Below are 17206 nucleotides of genomic sequence, written 5' to 3' on the forward strand. Positions count from 1 at the left end.
GCGGTCAGAACGTGTGCCTGGCCGTGAACGTGACGTGGCGCGGCGCGCCGGGCACCACCCACACGCGGTTGTAGGCGCTGGCGTAGTAGCGTTTGTCGAACGCGTTGTCCACCTGCAGCGACAGGCGCAGCGCGGGCCCTGCCTGCCAGTGCGCCAGCAGCCGCGTGGTGGTGTAGGCGGGCAGCCGGGGCGATCCGGCATCGCCCGTGCGCTCGCCCACGTGCGTGAGCCCGCCCCCGAGGCCGACGGTGTGCCCGCCCGCGCCACCGACGCCGTCCAGCGCCCATTCGCGCACCAGCAGCAGGCTGCCGCTCGCGCGTGGAAATTGCGGCAGCGACCGCTGCAGCCAGGCGCCGCCGGCCACCACGCTCCAGCCGGCCGCGGGCCGGCCCGCCAGCTCGAACTCCGCGCCCCGGCTGCGCACGCGGGCGGCCGCCACGCTGTGGTCCGGGTGCTGCGGGTCGGTGACGAGCACATTGCGCTTGGCGATGTCGTAGAGCGCGAGCGACGCCGACAGCGGGCCCTCGGGCGGCTGCCACTTCACGCCGATCTCGCGCGCCAGGCCTTTCTCGGGCGCGAAGGCGCCACCCTGCACGTCCACGCCCACGTTCGGGCGGAACGAGGCGCCGACGCTGGCATACACCGCCCAGCCCGGCACGGGCAGCCAGGTCAGGCCCGCGCGCGGCGACAGGGCGCCCTGCGACTGGCGCCGCGTGCCGCCGGCCAGCCGGTCGTCCACGGCCTGCCGGAAGCGGTCGTGGCGCAGGCCCAGCAGCGCCTGCCACTGCGGCGCCAGTTCGATCTGGTCCTGCAGGTACAGGCCCAGGCCGCGCTGGTGCTCGTCGGTGGACAGGAAATCCTGCGTCGCCGGCCGCTCGTCGCCGTACACGGGCTGGCGCACGTCGATGCCATCGGCCTGCCAGGTGCCTGCCGGCGACTGCTGCATGACCTGCGAGAGCCGGAAGCGAAACACCTCCATCCCCGCCAGCAGCGTGTGCCGCAGTCCGCCCGCCTCCCACTGCCCCTGCAGATCGAGCTGGCCCGAGCGGTCGCTGGAGGCGAAATCGCGCCAGCGCCGCTGGCGCCACAGCCAGCCGCGTGCCTCCAGGTCGGCCAGCGCCTCGCCGTAGCCGTGGCCGTAGGTGGTGAAGCCCACCATGGTGCCGCGCCGCGCCATCAGGCCCGCATGCAGGCGCCAGCCGGGGGCCAGGGCGTGGTCCAGCAGCCACTGGTGCGTCTGGTTGACCATGGCCAGGTCGCCGTCGCCGGGATCGCCATAGAAGCGCGTGACCGGCACGGTGCCCACCTGCCCGCCGAGCGCCACCACGCCCCGGTCCAGCGGCGCGCGCTGGCGCAGCCATTCGCCGTCGTAGCGCAGCGTGGTGGCCTCGGCGAGGCGCCAGGTGAGTGCCGGCGCGAGCATTTCGCGGCGCGTGCGCACGTGCTCGCGAAAGCTGCCCTTGTCCTCGGCCACGGCGGTGAGGCGGTAGGCGATGCGCGCGGGTTCGCCCGACTCCGGCGCGGTGCCTGCCGACGCATCCAGCGGGCCGCCCAGCGTGAGCACGGCGCGCCTTGTGTTCCAGCGGCCCAGGCTCGCCTCGATCGTGCGCAGCGGCTCCCACGGCGCGGGCTGCGTCACCACGTTGAGCGTGCCGCCGGGCTCGGACACGCCGTACAGCGCCGCCACAGGCCCGCGCAGGAACTCGAAGCGCTCCACGTTGGCCGTGTCGCGCGGCGCGTTGTAGCCCCGGTTGCCGGCCATGCCGTTGCGCAGCAGGCTCATGCCGGTGTCCTCGTGGCCGGCGAAGCCGCGCAGGGCGATGTTGTCCCAGGTGCCGCCGAAGTCGTTCTGGCGCGACACGCCGGGCACGTAGTCGAGCGCGTCGTCCAGGCGCGTGGCGCCCAGGGCGTCCAAGGTCGGGCGCGGCAGGGTGGACAGGGCCTGCGGCACCGCGAGCGCGGGCGTGGCCGTGCGCGTGGCGGCGCCGGCCCCGCGCCCGTTGCCGCTCCAGAGAGCGGCGTCGGTGCCCCCGGCCTCGCGCAGGGCGGTCACGCGCACCACGGGCAGCACGGCGGCGTCCGGCCCGGGCAGGGCCGACGCGGCGGTCATTGCGCCTGCGGGCCGCAGCACGAAGACGCCGGGCGCCTCCTCGGCCGCCGCGAGCCCCGTGCCCGCCAGCAGCCGCGCCAGCGCCTCGGCCGGCGTGAACCGCCCCGCCACGCCGGGCGCCTGCAGGCCGCGCAGCAGCGCCGCATCGGCCTGCACCGAGGCCCCGGTCTGCGCCGCCAGGGCCGGCAACCGGTCGGCCAGCGGTCCCGGGGGTAGTTCGACCGCCCGTGGCGCGGGGGCCGGCGATTGCGCCACGGCCGCGCCCGTCAGCAGGCACAGCGCCAGGCAGCCCGCCCGCGTGCGCAGCCCGGCCATCCGCCCTGCCATCAGTCCTGCACGGTGGCCGGCAGCACCCGTGCCCAGTAGCGCGTGCGCCAGGCCACGCGCACCGGCAGGGTGCGGGGCAGGGCGTCGAGCACGGCGTCGCTGCGGTCGATCTGGAAGGCGCCGGTGATGCGCAGCGCGGCCACGGCCGGGTCGCACTGCACCACGCCGGCACGGTAGCGGGCGAGGTCTTCGAGGAACTCGCCCAGCGGCTGGTTGCGCGCCACCAGAAGGCCTTCGGTCCAGCGCCCGGCGAACGGGTCGGCGGGCGCGATGGGCGCGATCCGGCCGGCGGTGAAGCGCAGCGCCTGACCGGCCGGCACGGTCTGCGCCAGCCCCTGCGCAGTGCGCACGGCCACGGCGCCTTCGTGCACCGTGAGCCGGCAGCCGTCCGCCGCGTCGCGCGCCACGAAGCGCGTGCCCAGCGGGCGCAGCTCGCCCTCGCGCGTGACGAGCACGAACGGGCGGTGGCCGGGCGCACCGGCGTCCGCGCCGGTCTGCACCAGCACCTCGCCGTGCAGCAGCCGCACAGTGCGCTGCGCGGGCGAATAGGCCACGTCGATGGCCGTGGCGGTGTTGAGCCACAGGCGCGTGCCGTCGGCCAGCACGAGGTCGCGGCGCTCGCCCCGCGCCGTGTGGTGGTCGGCCGTGAAGGCCTCGCCCCATTGGCGCCAGGCCAGGTGCGCGGCGGGCAGCGCCACGGCCAGGCCGCCGAGCGCGCGCAGCGCACGGCGCCGCCCGTCGCCGCGCGCCCGGCCCAGCACGGCCTGCGCGAGCGGTGGGCTGACGAGGCCCAACTGCGCCTGCATGCGCTGCGCGCGCTGCCAGGCGCGTTCGTGCTCGGGGTGTTCGGTGCGCCAGCGCTCGCAGGCCGCGTGGTCCTGCGCCGTGGCGTCGCCGGCATGCAGCCGGGCCAGCCATTGCGCCGCCGCGCGCACGGCGGCGCGTTCCGGGGGCAGGGGTGCGGCGGCGGGGCTCAATCCACCGCCAGGATGCAGGCTTCGAACGCCTGCGCCATGTAGCGCTTGACGCTGCGCTCGGTCACGCCCAGCGTGGCGGCGATGCGGGCGTAGTCCTGCCCCTCGATCTGCGACAGCAGGAAGGCGCGCCGCGCGCGCTCGGGCAGGCCGGCCAGGGCCGCATCCAGCCGGTGCAGCGCCTGGCGGGCCATGGCGTGCTGTTCGGCCGAGGGCCACTGCGCTTCGGGCAGCGTGGCCAGCGCGTCGAGCCAGGCGCGCTCCAGCGACAGCCGGCGAAATTGGTTGGCCACGAGCCGGCCCGCCACGGTGACCAGGTAGGCCCGGGGCTCGCGTGGCGTGGCGGCGTGTGCGTCGGCTTCGGTGCCGGCCTCGGCGCCCAGCCGGTGGGCGAGCAGCCGCACGAAGGTGTCCTGCGCCAGGTCCGCCGCCTGGTCGGGGCAGCCCAGCCGTGCGCGCAGCCAGCCCACCAGCCAGCGGTGGTGCGCGCCGTACAGGCGGCCGATCTCTTCGGCCGGCCCGGGGGCGGGCGCGGCGGCGTGGTGGGCGGCGGACACGGGAGCCACGGGCGGGAATCCGATGGGTAAACGCCCGGCGGGCGGTCAATGAGAATGCATCGCATTATCTCATCCGTGGGCGGAGGTCCGTCCACGGGCCCGTTGCCCGGGCCGGGATGCCTTCTGGTGCACCCTTCGGGTTTTTGGTTTGCTATTTAATTGATAGCGATATGCCATAGTGATGATTGTGCTGCAGGCCATTTTGGTTCTCATCTTCCGGCGCGCGCTGCACCGCCTTGGGGCGCGTTTCGCGCGGTCGGAGACAATATCGGCCTGGTCCCACCCCCTTCGCGCGTGGCCGCCCGCTGTCCCGGGCCGCCGCGCGCATTGCTTTTCGTCTCTCTGGAACACCCGATACGCCATGAAAAAGATTGCAGCCGTTTTATTGATGTCCCTGGGCGCACTGCTGGCCGGTTGCGGCAAGAACGACAGCGCGCAGCCCGCTGCGGCCGCCGCCCCCGCACCGGCCGCCGCCACCAAGATCGTGGTGGGCCTGGACGACAACTTCCCGCCCATGGGCTTTCGCGACGAGAAGAACGAACTGGTGGGCTTTGACATCGACATGGCGCGCGAAGCCGCCAAGCGCATGGGCGTGGCGGTCGAGTTCAAGCCGATCGACTGGAGCGCCAAGGAGGCCGAGCTGTCCGGCCAGCGCGTGGACGCGCTGTGGAACGGGCTGACCATCACGCCCGAGCGCAAGCAGAACATCGCCTTCACCGCGCCGTACATGGAGAACCACCAGATCGTCGTGGTGTCGGCCCAGTCCCCCATCAAGGCCAAGGCCGATCTGGCCGGCAAGGTGGTGGGCGCGCAGGAGGGCAGCAGCGCGGTCGATGCGGTCAAGAAGGAAGACGCCGTGTTCAAGTCGTTCAAGGAGTTCAAGACCTTCGGCGACAACGTGACGGCGCTGATGGACCTGTCCACCGGCCGCCTGGAAGCCGTGGTGGTCGATGAAGTGGTGGGCCGCTACTACGTGGCCAAGAAGCCCGGCGCCTACGCCGTGCTGGACGAGCACTTCGGCACCGAAGACTACGGCGTGGGCGTGCGCAAGGACGACACCGCGCTGCAGGGCCGCCTGGACAAGGCCCTGGCCGACATGAAGCAGGACGGCACGGCCGGAAAGATCGCCACGCAGTGGTTCGGCAAGAACATCCTTAAATAAAAAACAACCCCCTGAGGCGCTGCGCGCCTTCCCCCTTCTCTCGCATCACTGCGTGATGCGGGAAGGGGGGCGCAGCCGGCGCGGCGGGGCGGCCCTTGCGCGGCTGCCGCTGGCTTTGGGCCGCGCCAGTTGCCCAGGCTGCAGGCCTTGCCGGCCGCAGTCGTTTAGCCATGGACTCTCGTAGCTCATAGATGGATTACGTTCTCTCCCTTCTGGGGCCGATGGCGCAGGGCGCCGCGGTCACGCTGAAGCTCTTCGCCATCACGCTGGTGCTGGCCGTGCCGCTCGGGCTCGCACTGGCGCTGGCACGGGTGTCGCGCCTGGCACCGCTGTCGGCGCTGGTCAACGGCTACATCTGGCTCATGCGCGGCACGCCGCTCATGCTGCAGATGCTGTTCATCTATTTCGCGCTGCCGTTCGTGCCGGTCATCGGCGTGCGGCTGCCGGACTTTCCCGCCGCCGTGGTGGCCTTCGCGCTCAACTACGCGGCGTATTTCGCGGAGATCTTCCGCTCCGGCATCCAGTCGGTGGACCGGGGCCAGTACGAGGCCGCCCGCGTGCTGGGCATGACCTACGGCCAGACCATGCGCCGCATCGTGCTGCCGCAGATGGTGCGCCGCATCCTGCCGCCCATGAGCAACGAGACCATCACCCTGGTCAAGGACACCTCCCTCATCTACGTGCTGGCCCTGAACGACCTGCTGCGCGCCGCGCGCGGCATCGTGCAGCGCGACTTCACGACCACACCGTTCATCGTGGCGGCGGCTTTTTATCTGACCATGACCCTGGTGCTCACCTGGGGCTTCCAGCGCCTGGAGAAACGCTATGCCAGACACGACGCTTGACGCGGCGGGCGCGGTGCCCATGATCGAAGCGCGCGGCCTGCACAAGGCCTTCGGCGGCACGCCGGTGCTGCGCGACGTGTCGCTCACCCTCGGGCGCGGCGAGGTGGTGGCGGTGATCGGGCCCTCGGGCTCGGGCAAGAGCACCTTCCTGCGCTGCCTGAACCACCTGGAGACCATCGACAGCGGCCACATCGCCATCGAAGGCGAGGCGCTGGCGACCACCGACGCGTCGGGCCGCTGCACCTACGTGCCCGAGGCCCGCGTACGCGGCATCTGCCGCAAGATGGGCATGGTGTTCCAGTCGTTCAACCTGTTCCCGCACCTGACCGTGCTGCAGAACCTGATCGAGGCGCCCATGGTGGTGCGCGGCATGCCGCGCGAGGCCGCGGTGGCCCGCGCCGAGGCGCTGCTGGCCAAGGTGGGCCTTTCCGAAAAGCGCGACCACTTTCCCGGCCGGCTGTCGGGCGGGCAAAAGCAGCGCGTGGCCATCGCCCGCGCACTGGCCATGGAGCCCGATATCCTGCTGTTCGACGAGCCCACTTCCGCCCTCGACCCCGAGCTGACCGGCGAGGTGCTGCGCACCATGCGCGAGCTGGCCAGCGACCGCATGACCATGCTGGTCGTCACCCACGAGATGGGCTTTGCGCGCGAGGTGGCCCACCGCGTGGTGTTCATGGACCGGGGCGAGCTGATCGAATCGGCCCCGGCGGCGGCGTTTTTCGCAAATCCGCAACATGCGCGCACCCAGGCATTTCTTCGCAGCATGCTTTGACCGGCATTCGGTGGCCGGTAAAATCCAAGCCAAATCGGCTTCCAAGGCAATTATTACTAGGGCATAGTGCTATCGAAAAATGAGCATTCGCGCCCCCTGGATTTTTGCAAACATCCATGCATGTATGTTTGCGTTACCATCGCATGCCCGGGGTTTGCCCTGACCCGCGACAATCACCGGTTGGTCCCCTTCTTCATCCCCTCTGAATGCCTGAGCACCCACTTCTGGTCGAACTGCGCAACGTGACGTTCTCGTACGGCGAGCGTGACATCCTGCGCGACGTTTCGCTGTCCGTGCCGCGCGGCAAGGTCACGGCGCTCATGGGCGCCTCCGGCGGCGGCAAGACCACGGTGCTGCGCCTCATCGGCGGCCAGCAGCGGGCGCAGCAGGGCGAGGTGCTGGTCGGCGGCCAGGACGTGGGCCGCATGGATGCCGCCACGCTCTACGCCGCGCGGCGCCGCATGGGCATGCTGTTCCAGTTCGGGGCGCTGTTCACCGACATGAGCGTGTTCGAGAACGTGGCCTTTCCGCTGCGCGAGCACACCGACCTGCCCGAGGAACTGATCCGCGACATCGTGCTGATGAAGCTCAACGCCGTGGGCCTGCGCGGCGCGCGCGACCTCATGCCCAGCCAGGTCTCGGGCGGCATGGCCCGGCGCGTGGCGCTGGCCCGGGCGATCGCCCTGGACCCCGAACTCATCATGTACGACGAGCCCTTCGCCGGGCTCGACCCCATTTCCCTCGGCACGGCGGCCCAGCTCATCCGGCAGCTGAACGACGCCATGGGCCTGACCACCCTCATCGTCTCGCACGACGTGGAAGAGACCTTCCGCGTGGCCGACCACGTGATCGTGCTCGGCCCCGGCACCGTGGCCGCGCAGGGCACGCCCGACGAGGTGCGCGCCAGCCGCGACCCGCTGGTGCACCAGTTCGTGCACGCGCTGCCCACCGGCCCCGTGCCGTTCCATTACCCCGGCCCCGACGTGGCGCAGGATTTCGGCCCGACCCCCGGAGGTGCGCGATGAGCTGGTGGCGTCCTTCCGATGTGGGCTTCGCGGTGCGCAGCCACCTGGCCGGCGTGGGGCGCGCGGCGCGCCTGTTCGGCCGGCTGGTGGCCCTGATCGGCCCCACGCTGCAGCGCCCGGGGCTGGTGCGCGACCAGATCCATTTCCTGGGCAACTATTCGCTGTCCATCATCGCCGTGTCGGGCCTGTTCGTGGGCTTCGTGCTCGGCCTGCAGGGCTACTACACGCTGCAGCGCTACGGCTCGGCCGAATCGCTGGGCCTTCTGGTGGCGCTGTCGCTGGTGCGCGAGCTGGGCCCGGTGGTCACGGCGCTGCTGTTCGCTGGCCGCGCGGGCACCTCGCTCACGGCCGAGATCGGCCTCATGCGCGCGGGCGAGCAACTCTCGGCCATGGAGATGATGGCCGTCGATCCGGTGCGCCGCATCCTCGCGCCGCGTTTCTGGGCCGGCGTGTTCACCATGCCGCTGCTGGCCGCGGTGTTCAGCGCGGTGGGCGTGATCGGCGGCTGGATCGTGGGCGTGCTCATGATCGGCGTGGACGGCGGCGCCTTCTGGGGCCAGATGCAGGGCGGCGTGGACGTGTGGAAGGACGTGGGCAACGGGGTGCTCAAGAGCCTCGTGTTCGGCGTCACCGTCACGTTCATCGCGCTGCTGCAGGGCTACCTGGCCAAGCCCACGCCCGAAGGCGTGTCGCGGGCCACCACGCGCACGGTGGTGATGGCGTCGCTCGCCGTGCTGGGGCTGGACTTCGTCCTCACCGCCCTGATGTTCAGTATTTGACGGGGCCGCACGCCCGCAACCCCTAGGAAACATACACATGCAGCATTCCAAGAACGATATCTGGGTCGGCCTGTTCGTCCTGCTGGGCGGCGCGGCGCTGGTCTTTCTGGCCTTGCAGTCCGCCAACCTGCTCAAGTTGAACTTCCAGACCGGCTACCAGGTCACCGCGCTGTTCGACAACATCGGCGGCTTGAAGCCCCAGGCGGCGGTGCGCAGCGCCGGCGTGGTGGTGGGCCGCGTGCAGTCCATCACCTTCGACGACAAGAGCTTCCAGGCCAAGGTGACGCTGGAGCTGCAAAAGCGATACGCGTTCCCCAAGGACAGCTCGCTCAAGATCCTCACGAGCGGCCTGCTGGGCGACCAGTACATCGGCATCCAGGCCGGTGCCGACGAGGCCAACCTGGCGGAAGGCGACAAGATCTCCTCCACCCAGTCGGCCGTGGTGCTGGAAAACCTGATCGGACAATTTCTCTATGGCAAGGCAGAGGGCGGCGGCAACAGCAGCAGCGCGCCTTCCTCCAGCACAGGTGGCAAAAAATGACGACAACAACGACCATGAAACGGGCCCTGGCCCACGGCAGCGCACTGGCATTGGGCGCGCTCTTCCTGACGGGCTGCGCCAGCGGCCCCGGGGCCAACCCGCGTGACCCGCTGGAGCCCTACAACCGCAGCATGACGAACTTCAACGACAACGTCGATTCGATCATCCTGCGGCCGGTCGCCACGGCCTACCGCGACATCACGCCCGCGCCCGTGCGCACCGGCGTGAGTAACTTCTTCTCCAATCTGGGCGATGCCTGGTCGTTCGTGAACAACCTGCTGCAGCTGCGCGGCGAGGGCGCGCTCAACAGCCTGGTGCGCTTCAACGTGAACACGGTGTTCGGCCTAGGGGGCGTGTTCGACGTGGCCAGCGAAATGGGCGTGGACCGCGCCAAGCAGGACTTCGGCCTCACGCTTGGCCACTGGGGCATCCCCACGGGTCCGTACCTCGTGCTGCCGCTGCTGGGCCCGTCCACCGTGCGCGACACGCTGGCGCTGCCGGTCGATGCCAAGGGCGACCTCGTCTCGTACGTGGACCCGGTGTCGGCGCGCAATTCGCTGTATGCCCTGCGCGTGGTGAACATCCGCTCCAACCTGCTGCGTGCCAGCTCGGTGCTGGACACCGCGGCGCTCGACAAGTACAGCTTCACGCGCGATGTGTTCCTACAGGTTCGCAGCCAGGAAGGCGGCGCGCCGGCCACCAGCGGCGAGCAAGAATACGACGACGGCGGCGGCAAGCTGCCCGAAGAGCCGGCGCGCTGAGAGGCCTTGGCGCGGCGCGGTTGCAGTTGCTTGCATCCGTGCACCGGACCGACGCATCTGGGCGCCGGCCCGACCCGAGAATGAACGAATCGAAGGGACGCCGTCCGGGCGTGCCCGAGGAAGGAACGACACTGATGATGAATCGACGCACCCTGGGCCACGCCGCCCTCTGCACCGCCGCCGTGCTCTGGCTGGGCGCCCCGCTGGCCGCCCTGGCCGCCGAAGAAGCCCCCGACGCGCTGGTCAAGCGCCTGTCGGCCGACGTGCTGGAAACCGTCCGCAACGACAAGAGCATCAAGGCCGGCGACGTGAACAAGATCATGGCGCTGGTCGACAAGACCATCCTGCCGCACGTCAATTTCCGCCGCATGACCGCCGCGGCCGTGGGCCCAGGCTGGCGCCAGGCCACGCCCGAGCAGCAAAAGCGGCTGCAGGACGAGTTCAAGACGCTGCTGGTGCGCACCTATTCGGGCGCATTGAGCCAGGTGAACGACCAGACCATCACCGTCAAGCCCCTGCGCATGGCCGCCGACGACAAGGACGTGCTGGTGCGCACCGAGATCCAGGGCCGCGGCGACCCGATCCAGCTCGACTACCGCCTGGAGAAGACGCCCGGCGACGGCGCCGGCTGGAAGATCTACAACCTGAACGTGCTCGGCGTGTGGCTGGTGGAAACCTACCGCGGCCAGTTCGCGCAGGAGATCAACGCCAAGGGCGTGGACGGCCTGATCGAGTCGCTGGTGGCCCGCAACAAGGCCAACGCCGCCAAGGGCGGCTGACCGTTCGCCGGAGCCGATCGCGATGCTGGTGCTTCCTTCGGAACTGACCCATGCCCAGGCCAATGCGAGCTTGCGCATGCTGCTGCAGGGGCTCAAGGCCAACCGCGACGAGCTGCTGGTGGTGGATGCCAGCGCGCTGACCACGTTCGACTCTTCGGCGCTGGCGGTGCTGCTGGGCTGCCGCCGCGCCGCGCTGCTGGAAGGCAAGCGGTTCGAGGTGAAGTCGCTGCCGGACGGGCTGCAAAAGCTCGCCGGCCTGTACGGCGTGGGCGAGCTGCTGCCGGCCGCCTGAGCCCTCCGGGCGTGGCGCCTGCACGGGGTGCCCGGCCCGTCGTCCGGTGCCTGGCTGCCGCACCGCCCGGTGCGCCCTTTGCCCCGTGCGGGCGCGAGTCGCCGGCCATCGCTCTTTTTCTTTCCCATCGCCTTGCGCGGGCACCGGTTGCCGGCACGCCGTAAAATCACCGGCTCCCATGCCCGCAGTCTCCTTCCAGTCCGTCTCCAAAACCTATTCCACGCCCAAAGGCCCTTTCCAGGCGCTCGACAACGTCAGCCTGGACATCGAGGAGGGCGAGTTCTTCGGCCTGCTCGGGCCGAACGGCGCGGGCAAGACCACCCTCATCAGCATCCTCGCCGGTCTCGCCCGTGCCGCCAGCGGCCACGTGCGCGTGCAGGGCAGCGATGTGCAGGCCGATTTCGCCGCCGCCCGCCGCAAGCTGGGCGTGGTGCCGCAGGAGCTGGTGTTCGACCCGTTCTTCAACGTGCGCGAGGCGCTGCGCATCCAGTCCGGCTACTTCGGCGTGAAGAACAACGAGGCCTGGATCGACGAGCTGCTGGAAAACCTGGGCCTGGCCGACAAGGCCGGCTCCAATATGCGCCAGCTCTCGGGCGGCATGAAGCGCCGCGTGCTGGTGGCCCAGGCCCTGGTGCACAAGCCGCCCATCATCGTGCTCGACGAGCCTACGGCGGGCGTGGACGTCGAGTTGCGCCAGACGCTGTGGCACTTCGTCGCCCGCCTGAACAAGGAAGGCCACACGGTGCTGCTCACCACCCATTACCTCGAAGAGGCCGAGGCGCTGTGCAACCGCATCGCCATGCTCAAGCGCGGCCGCATGGTGGCGCTGTCCACCACCTCCGACCTGCTGCACGGGGCCTCGACCAACGTGATGCGCTTCAAGACCGATGACGCGCTGCCGCCCGCCCTGGCGGCCGTCGCCCGGGTGACCGGCCGCGTGGTGCAACTGCCCGCGCAGGACGCGCAGGACATCGAGCGCCACCTGGCCGTGCTGCGCGCCGCGGGCGTGGCGGTGCACGACGTGGAGATCCGCAAGGCCGATCTGGAGGACGTGTTCCTCAACGTGATGGCTCAAAGCAGCTACCCCGACCCGGCGCGAGAGCCCGCGCCACCCGAAGGACCCGAGGCCACGGCAGAAGGCGGGGTGCGCCTATGACCGGCTGGCAGACCCTGTTCTACAAGGAGGTGCTGCGTTTCTGGAAGGTGAGCTTCCAGACCGTGGCCGCGCCCGTGCTCACGGCCGTGCTGTACCTGCTGATCTTCGGCCACGTGCTGGAAGACCACGTGAAGGTGTACGACCGCATCAGCTACACCGCCTTCCTGATTCCCGGCCTGGTGATGATGAGCATCCTGCAGAACGCCTTTGCCAACAGCTCCTCCAGCCTGGTGCAGAGCAAGATCATGGGCAGCCTGGTTTTCGTGCTGCTCACGCCGCTGTCGCACTGGGCGTGGTTCGTGGCCTACGTGGGCTCGTCCATCGTGCGCGGGCTGGTCGTGGGGCTGGGCGTGTTCGTGGTGACGCTCGCGTTCGCACGGCCCGATTTCGCCGCGCCGCTGTGGATCCTGGCGTTCGCCCTGCTGGGCGCGGCGCTGCTGTCCACGCTGGGGCTGATCGCCGGGCTGTGGGCCGACAAGTTCGACCAGATGGCGGCGTTCCAGAACTTCGTGATCGTGCCCATGACGTTCCTGTCGGGCGTGTTCTATTCCATCCAGTCGCTGCCGCCGTTCTGGCAGACGGTGAGCCACCTGAACCCGTTCTTCTACATGATCGACGGCTTTCGCTACGGCTTCTTCGGCCAGAGCGACACGTCGCCTTGGCTGAGCCTGGGCATCGTGGGCATCGCCTGGCTGCTGGTCAGCGCGCTGGCGGTGCACCTGCTGCGCACCGGCTACAAGATTCGCAATTGACGACGCGACGACGCACCCACGACCCCCGAGCCCATCCATGACCGCCGACCAACTCAAAGACCTCATCGCCGCCGGCCTGCCTTGCGAGCACCTCGCGCTGGAAGGCGACGGACGGCACTGGTACGCCACCATCGTCTCGGCCGAGTTCGAGGGCAAGCGTGCCATCCAGCGCCACCAGCGCGTCTATGCCACGCTGGGCACCCGCATGCAGACCGACGAGGTGCATGCGCTGTCCATGAAGACCTTCACGCCCGCCGAGTGGGCCGCGCAGGGCGCCTGACGGCCTGCGGGCGGATGCTCACTTTTTGATAGCTATATGCCCTAGTGTTGATTGCGCTGGTGGCACTTTTGACTGAAACACCGGGCTCGATGCCATGGACAAACTCCTGATTCGCGGCGGCCGCGCGCTGCATGGCGAGGTGCTGGTTTCCGGCGCCAAGAACGCCGCCCTGCCCGAGCTGTGCGCGGCGCTGCTCACGGCCGAGCCCGTCACGCTGCTGAACGTGCCCCAGCTGCAGGACGTGGCGACCATGCTCAAGCTCATACGCAATATGGGCGTGGCGGCCGAGCGCTCGCCGGACGGCACGGTGCGCATCGATGCGGGCGCGCTCTCCACGCCCGAGGCGCCCTACGAACTGGTCAAGACCATGCGCGCCTCGGTGCTGGCCCTGGGGCCGCTGCTGGCGCGCTTCGGCGAGGCGACCGTGTCGCTGCCGGGCGGCTGCGCCATTGGCTCGCGCCCGGTGGACCAGCACATCAAGGGCCTGACCGCCATGGGCGCCGAGATCCTGGTGGAGCACGGCTACATGATCGCCAGGCTGCCGGCGGGCGCCACGCGCCTGAAGGGCGCGCGCATCACCACCGACATGGTCACCGTCACCGGCACCGAGAACTTTCTCATGGCCGCCACGCTGGCCGAGGGCGAGACGGTGCTGGAGAACGCCGCGCAGGAGCCCGAGATTTCCGACCTGGCCGAGATGCTGATCGCCATGGGCGCCCGGATCGAAGGCCACGGCACCAGCCGCATCCGCATCCAGGGCGTGGAGCGCCTGCACGGCGCCACGCACCGCGTGGTGGCCGACCGCATCGAGGCCGGCACTTTCCTGTGCGCCGTGGCGGCCACGGGCGGCGAGGCCCTGCTGCGCCACGGCCGCGCCGACCACCTGGACGCCGTGATCGAGAAGCTGCGCGAAGCCGGCGTGCAGGTGCAGGCCGAGCCGGAGGGCATCCGCGTCAAGAGCCCGGGCGCCGCGCAATTGCGCGCGCAGGGCTTTCGCACCACCGAGTACCCCGGCTTTCCCACCGACATGCAGGCGCAGTTCATGGCGCTGAACGTGGTGGCGCAGGGCACGTCCACGGTCACCGAGACCATCTTCGAAAACCGCTTCATGCACGTGGACGAGCTCGCGCGCCTGGGCGCCAGGATCCAGACCGACGGCAAGGTCGCGGTGATCGAGGGCCTGGGCAGCACGGCCGCGCGCCTGTCCGGCGCCACGGTGATGGCCACCGACCTGCGCGCCTCGGCCAGCCTCGTCATCGCCGGGCTGGTGGCGGACGGCGCGACCGTGGTGGACCGCATCTACCACTTGGACCGCGGCTACGACTGCATGGAAGCCAAGCTGCGCGGCCTCGGGGCCGACATCGAGAGGGCGGCGTGAGCCGCCTTCGCCGCCCCCCGGTTCCCTGGCGCGTGGCGGCCGGGTTCCTTTTTTCTTCACCCCTATGACCATGATCACTCTTGCCCTGTCCAAGGGCCGCATCTTCGACGAAGCCCTGCCCATGCTGGCCGCCGCCGGCATCGCGGTGCTGGACGACCCCGAGAAGTCGCGCAAGCTCATCCTGACCACCAACCAGCCCGACGTGCGCGTGGTGCTGGTGCGCGCCTCCGATGTGCCGACCTACGTGCAGTACGGCGGCGCCGACCTGGGCGTGACGGGTAAGGACACGCTCATCGAGCACGGCGGCCAGGGGCTGTACCAGCCGCTGGATCTGCAGATCGCCAAGTGCCGGGTGAGCGTGGCGGTGCGGGACGACTTCGACTATGTCCGCGCGGTGCAGCAGGGCTCGCGCCTGCGGGTGGCGACCAAGTACACCGCCATCGCACGTGATTTCTTCGCGACCAAGGGCGTGCACGTGGACATGATCAAGCTCTACGGCAGCATGGAGCTGGCGCCGCTCACGGGGCTGGCCGATGCCATCGTCGATCTGGTGTCCACGGGCAACACGCTGCGGGCCAACCACCTTGTGGAGGTGGAGCGGATCATGGACATCAGCTCGCACTTGGTGGTGAACCAGGCGGCGCTCAAGCTCAAGCAGGCGCCGCTGCGCCGCATCATCGACGCGTTCGCGTCGGTCATCCCCGCCGGCGGCTGACGTTGCGCGGGCGCCTCAGATCGCAGCCCACGCCGGCCAGGACACGGCAGAATCCGGGCTGTGTCGGGAAAATTGTTTCTCGATGCATCTTGTGTTTCAAAAATCTGAGGTGTTCCATGTTCAAGAAAATCCTGGTGCTGGGCTGTCTGGCACTGAGCGGCGCCTCCTTTGCCGCCGATGCCGACTTCACGCTGGTCAATCGCACCGGCTATGCGCTCAACGAGGTCTATATTTCGCCCACCAAGATGGACAAGTGGGGCAGCGACCGCCTGGGCCGCAACCAGCTGGTGAACGGCGCCTCGCGCAAGTTCAAGTTCGGCGACACCAAGCACTGCATCCAGGACATCAAGGTCGTGTTCACCGACGACGCCTCGGAAGTCGAGTGGGAGGGTCTCAACCTCTGCGAACTCGACAAGATCACGCTCAAGTACAACCGCAAGACGGGCGACGTGTCGGCAGAGACCGAATGAGCCCGGCGGCCCCTTCTTCCCCTTTGCGATAGAGATAGAAAAGCCATGAAAGCCACGCCTGTTCGTTTGCGTACCGATAGCGCCGATTTCGAGGCCGCGTTCCGGGACCGCCTGCATTGGTCCGCCGAGACCGATGTCGCCATCGAGCAGCGCGTGGCCGACATCCTGGCCGACGTGCAGGCCCGCGGCGACGCGGCCGTGCTGGAATACACGCGCCGTTTCGACGGCCTGCAGGCCGATTCCATGGCCGGGCTGGAGCTATCGCAGGACGAACTGAAGGCCGCCTTCGAGACCATTCCCACCGCGCAGCGCGAGGCCCTGGAGGCCGCCGCTGCCCGCGTGCGCCGCTACCACGAGGCGCAGCGCAAGGCCAGCGGCGAAAGCTGGAGCTACCGCGACGAGGACGGCACGCTGCTGGGCCAGAAGGTCACGCCGCTCGACCGCGTGGGCATCTACGTGCCCGGCGGCAAGGCCGCATACCCCTCGAGCGTGCTGATGAACGCCATTCCCGCGCGCGTGGCGGGCGTGGGCGAGATCATCATGGTGGTGCCCACCCCGCAGGGCGCGCGCAACCCGCTGGTGCTGGCCGCCGCCCACGTGGCCGGCGTGACCCGCGCCTTCACCTTGGGGGGCGCGCAGGCCGTGGCCGCACTGGCCTACGGCACGGCCACGGTTCCGAAGGTGGACAAGATCACCGGCCCCGGCAATGCCTATGTGGCGAGCGCCAAGAAGCGCGTGTTCGGCACCGTGGGCATCGACATGATCGCCGGCCCGAGCGAAATCCTGGTGCTGGCCGACGGCTCCACGCCGCCCGACTGGGTGGCCATGGACCTGTTCAGCCAGGCCGAGCACGATGAACTCGCGCAGTCCATCCTGCTGAGCCCCGACGCTGCCTACATCGACGCGGTGCAGGCCGCCATCGACCGGCTGCTGCCCACCATGCCCCGCGCCGAAATCATCGCCAAGAGCCTCACCGGCCGCGGCGCGCTGATCCTCACCCGCGACATGGAAGAGGCCTGCGCCATCAGCAACCGCATCGCGCCCGAGCACCTGGAGGTCTCGAGCCGCGAGCCCCACCGCTGGGAGCCGCTGCTGCGGCACGCCGGGGCGATCTTTCTCGGGGCCTACACCAGCGAATCGCTGGGCGACTACTGCGCCGGCCCCAACCACGTGCTGCCCACCAGCGGCACGGCCCGCTTCTCGTCGCCGCTGGGCGTGTACGACTTCCAAAAGCGCAGCAGCCTCATCGAGGTGAGCGAGGCCGGTGCGCAGACGCTGGGCAAGATCGCCGCCGAGCTGGCCTATGGTGAGGGCCTGCAGGCCCACGCGCGGGCGGCCGAAATGCGCATCAAGCCCTGACGATGCTCATCCCGCGCGGCCTGCGCGCCTTCGTCGCTCACCCGCAGCGTGGCGGGACCGGGCAGGTCCAGGGCTCTTAGACTGGTGAACACGACTGGTCCACAAAGCGAGAACAGATGATGTGTCCGGGAAACTGGAAGAAGCCCAGAGCTTTTTGAAGGACGTCTGGAAT

Annotated in this window: 19 protein-coding genes; 16 read left to right on the plus strand and 3 right to left on the minus strand. The window is 69.8% G+C overall.

What is annotated here, in order from left to right; translation table 11 throughout:
* Positions 1–4: 4 nt before the first annotated feature.
* From AVTE2539_RS12260 to AVTE2539_RS12270, 3 genes are read right to left on the minus strand one after another with little or no spacing between them, the layout of a single operon-like run.
* A complete protein-coding gene (locus tag AVTE2539_RS12260) occupies positions 5–2437 on the minus strand; it encodes a TonB-dependent siderophore receptor (protein ID WP_284410972.1) in 2433 nt (810 codons plus the stop codon).
* Positions 2437–3414, minus strand: a complete 978-nt coding sequence (locus tag AVTE2539_RS12265; RefSeq protein WP_284410974.1) for a FecR domain-containing protein — start codon at positions 3412–3414, stop codon at positions 2437–2439. The genes AVTE2539_RS12260 and AVTE2539_RS12265 overlap by 1 nt, the downstream gene beginning before the upstream one ends.
* Entirely contained in the window at positions 3411–3968 is a 558-nt protein-coding gene (locus AVTE2539_RS12270; protein ID WP_284410976.1) for a sigma-70 family RNA polymerase sigma factor, read from the minus strand. The genes AVTE2539_RS12265 and AVTE2539_RS12270 overlap by 4 nt, the downstream gene beginning before the upstream one ends.
* 361 nt (positions 3969–4329) lie before the next feature.
* On the opposite strand from AVTE2539_RS12270, the gene AVTE2539_RS12275 reads away from it, so the two are divergent.
* From AVTE2539_RS12275 to hisD, 16 genes are all read left to right on the plus strand, one after another.
* A complete protein-coding gene (locus AVTE2539_RS12275) occupies positions 4330–5130 on the plus strand; it encodes an amino acid ABC transporter substrate-binding protein (protein ID WP_284410978.1) in 801 nt (266 codons plus the stop codon).
* 191 nt (positions 5131–5321) lie between these two features.
* On the plus strand, positions 5322–5975 hold the full coding sequence (locus AVTE2539_RS12280; RefSeq protein WP_272567580.1) for an amino acid ABC transporter permease: 654 nt from the start codon (positions 5322–5324) through the stop codon (positions 5973–5975).
* Positions 5956–6747, plus strand: a complete 792-nt coding sequence (locus tag AVTE2539_RS12285; protein ID WP_272567582.1) for an amino acid ABC transporter ATP-binding protein — start codon at positions 5956–5958, stop codon at positions 6745–6747. Before AVTE2539_RS12280 ends, AVTE2539_RS12285 begins: the two co-directional genes overlap by 20 nt.
* 206 nt (positions 6748–6953) lie before the next feature.
* Positions 6954–7772, plus strand: a complete 819-nt coding sequence (locus AVTE2539_RS12290) for an ABC transporter ATP-binding protein (RefSeq protein WP_284396723.1) — start codon at positions 6954–6956, stop codon at positions 7770–7772.
* Entirely contained in the window at positions 7769–8551 is a 783-nt protein-coding gene (gene mlaE / locus AVTE2539_RS12295; RefSeq protein ID WP_272567584.1) for a lipid asymmetry maintenance ABC transporter permease subunit MlaE, read from the plus strand. The genes AVTE2539_RS12290 and mlaE overlap by 4 nt, the downstream gene beginning before the upstream one ends.
* A 37-nt stretch (positions 8552–8588) precedes the next feature.
* Positions 8589–9092 carry an outer membrane lipid asymmetry maintenance protein MlaD gene (mlaD, locus tag AVTE2539_RS12300; RefSeq protein ID WP_284396724.1) on the plus strand — a complete coding sequence of 168 codons (504 nt, stop codon included), beginning with the start codon at positions 8589–8591 and terminating at the stop codon, positions 9090–9092.
* Complete coding sequence (locus tag AVTE2539_RS12305; protein WP_272567588.1) at positions 9089–9853, plus strand: MlaA family lipoprotein; 765 nt, start codon at positions 9089–9091, stop codon at positions 9851–9853. The genes mlaD and AVTE2539_RS12305 overlap by 4 nt, the downstream gene beginning before the upstream one ends.
* A 134-nt stretch (positions 9854–9987) precedes the next feature.
* Positions 9988–10632: an MlaC/ttg2D family ABC transporter substrate-binding protein gene (locus AVTE2539_RS12310; protein ID WP_284396725.1), complete on the plus strand. Its 645-nt coding sequence runs from the start codon at positions 9988–9990 to the stop codon at positions 10630–10632.
* A 22-nt stretch (positions 10633–10654) separates the two neighbouring features.
* On the plus strand, positions 10655–10924 hold the full coding sequence (locus AVTE2539_RS12315) for an STAS domain-containing protein (protein WP_272567591.1): 270 nt from the start codon (positions 10655–10657) through the stop codon (positions 10922–10924).
* A gap of 178 nt (positions 10925–11102) precedes the next feature.
* A complete protein-coding gene (locus AVTE2539_RS12320) occupies positions 11103–12080 on the plus strand; it encodes an ABC transporter ATP-binding protein (RefSeq protein WP_284410981.1) in 978 nt (325 codons plus the stop codon).
* Positions 12077–12832, plus strand: coding sequence for an ABC transporter permease (locus AVTE2539_RS12325; protein ID WP_272567593.1), 756 nt, complete (start codon positions 12077–12079; stop codon positions 12830–12832). Before AVTE2539_RS12320 ends, AVTE2539_RS12325 begins: the two co-directional genes overlap by 4 nt.
* 37 nt (positions 12833–12869) lie before the next feature.
* Complete coding sequence (locus tag AVTE2539_RS12330; RefSeq protein ID WP_272567594.1) at positions 12870–13112, plus strand: BolA family protein; 243 nt, start codon at positions 12870–12872, stop codon at positions 13110–13112.
* A 94-nt stretch (positions 13113–13206) separates the two neighbouring features.
* Positions 13207–14490 carry a UDP-N-acetylglucosamine 1-carboxyvinyltransferase gene (murA, locus tag AVTE2539_RS12335; protein ID WP_284410983.1) on the plus strand — a complete coding sequence of 428 codons (1284 nt, stop codon included), beginning with the start codon at positions 13207–13209 and terminating at the stop codon, positions 14488–14490.
* A gap of 70 nt (positions 14491–14560) precedes the next feature.
* A complete protein-coding gene (gene hisG / locus AVTE2539_RS12340; protein ID WP_442867359.1) occupies positions 14561–15205 on the plus strand; it encodes an ATP phosphoribosyltransferase in 645 nt (214 codons plus the stop codon).
* A gap of 116 nt (positions 15206–15321) precedes the next feature.
* Positions 15322–15675 carry a hypothetical protein gene (locus tag AVTE2539_RS12345; RefSeq protein WP_272567598.1) on the plus strand — a complete coding sequence of 118 codons (354 nt, stop codon included), beginning with the start codon at positions 15322–15324 and terminating at the stop codon, positions 15673–15675.
* Between the two features lie 45 nt (positions 15676–15720).
* A complete protein-coding gene (gene hisD, locus AVTE2539_RS12350) occupies positions 15721–17034 on the plus strand; it encodes a histidinol dehydrogenase (protein WP_284410988.1) in 1314 nt (437 codons plus the stop codon).
* Positions 17035–17206 lie beyond the last annotated feature (172 nt).

The organism is Acidovorax sp. SUPP2539, from assembly GCF_030158975.1.
Lineage (GTDB): Bacteria > Pseudomonadota > Gammaproteobacteria > Burkholderiales > Burkholderiaceae_C > Paracidovorax.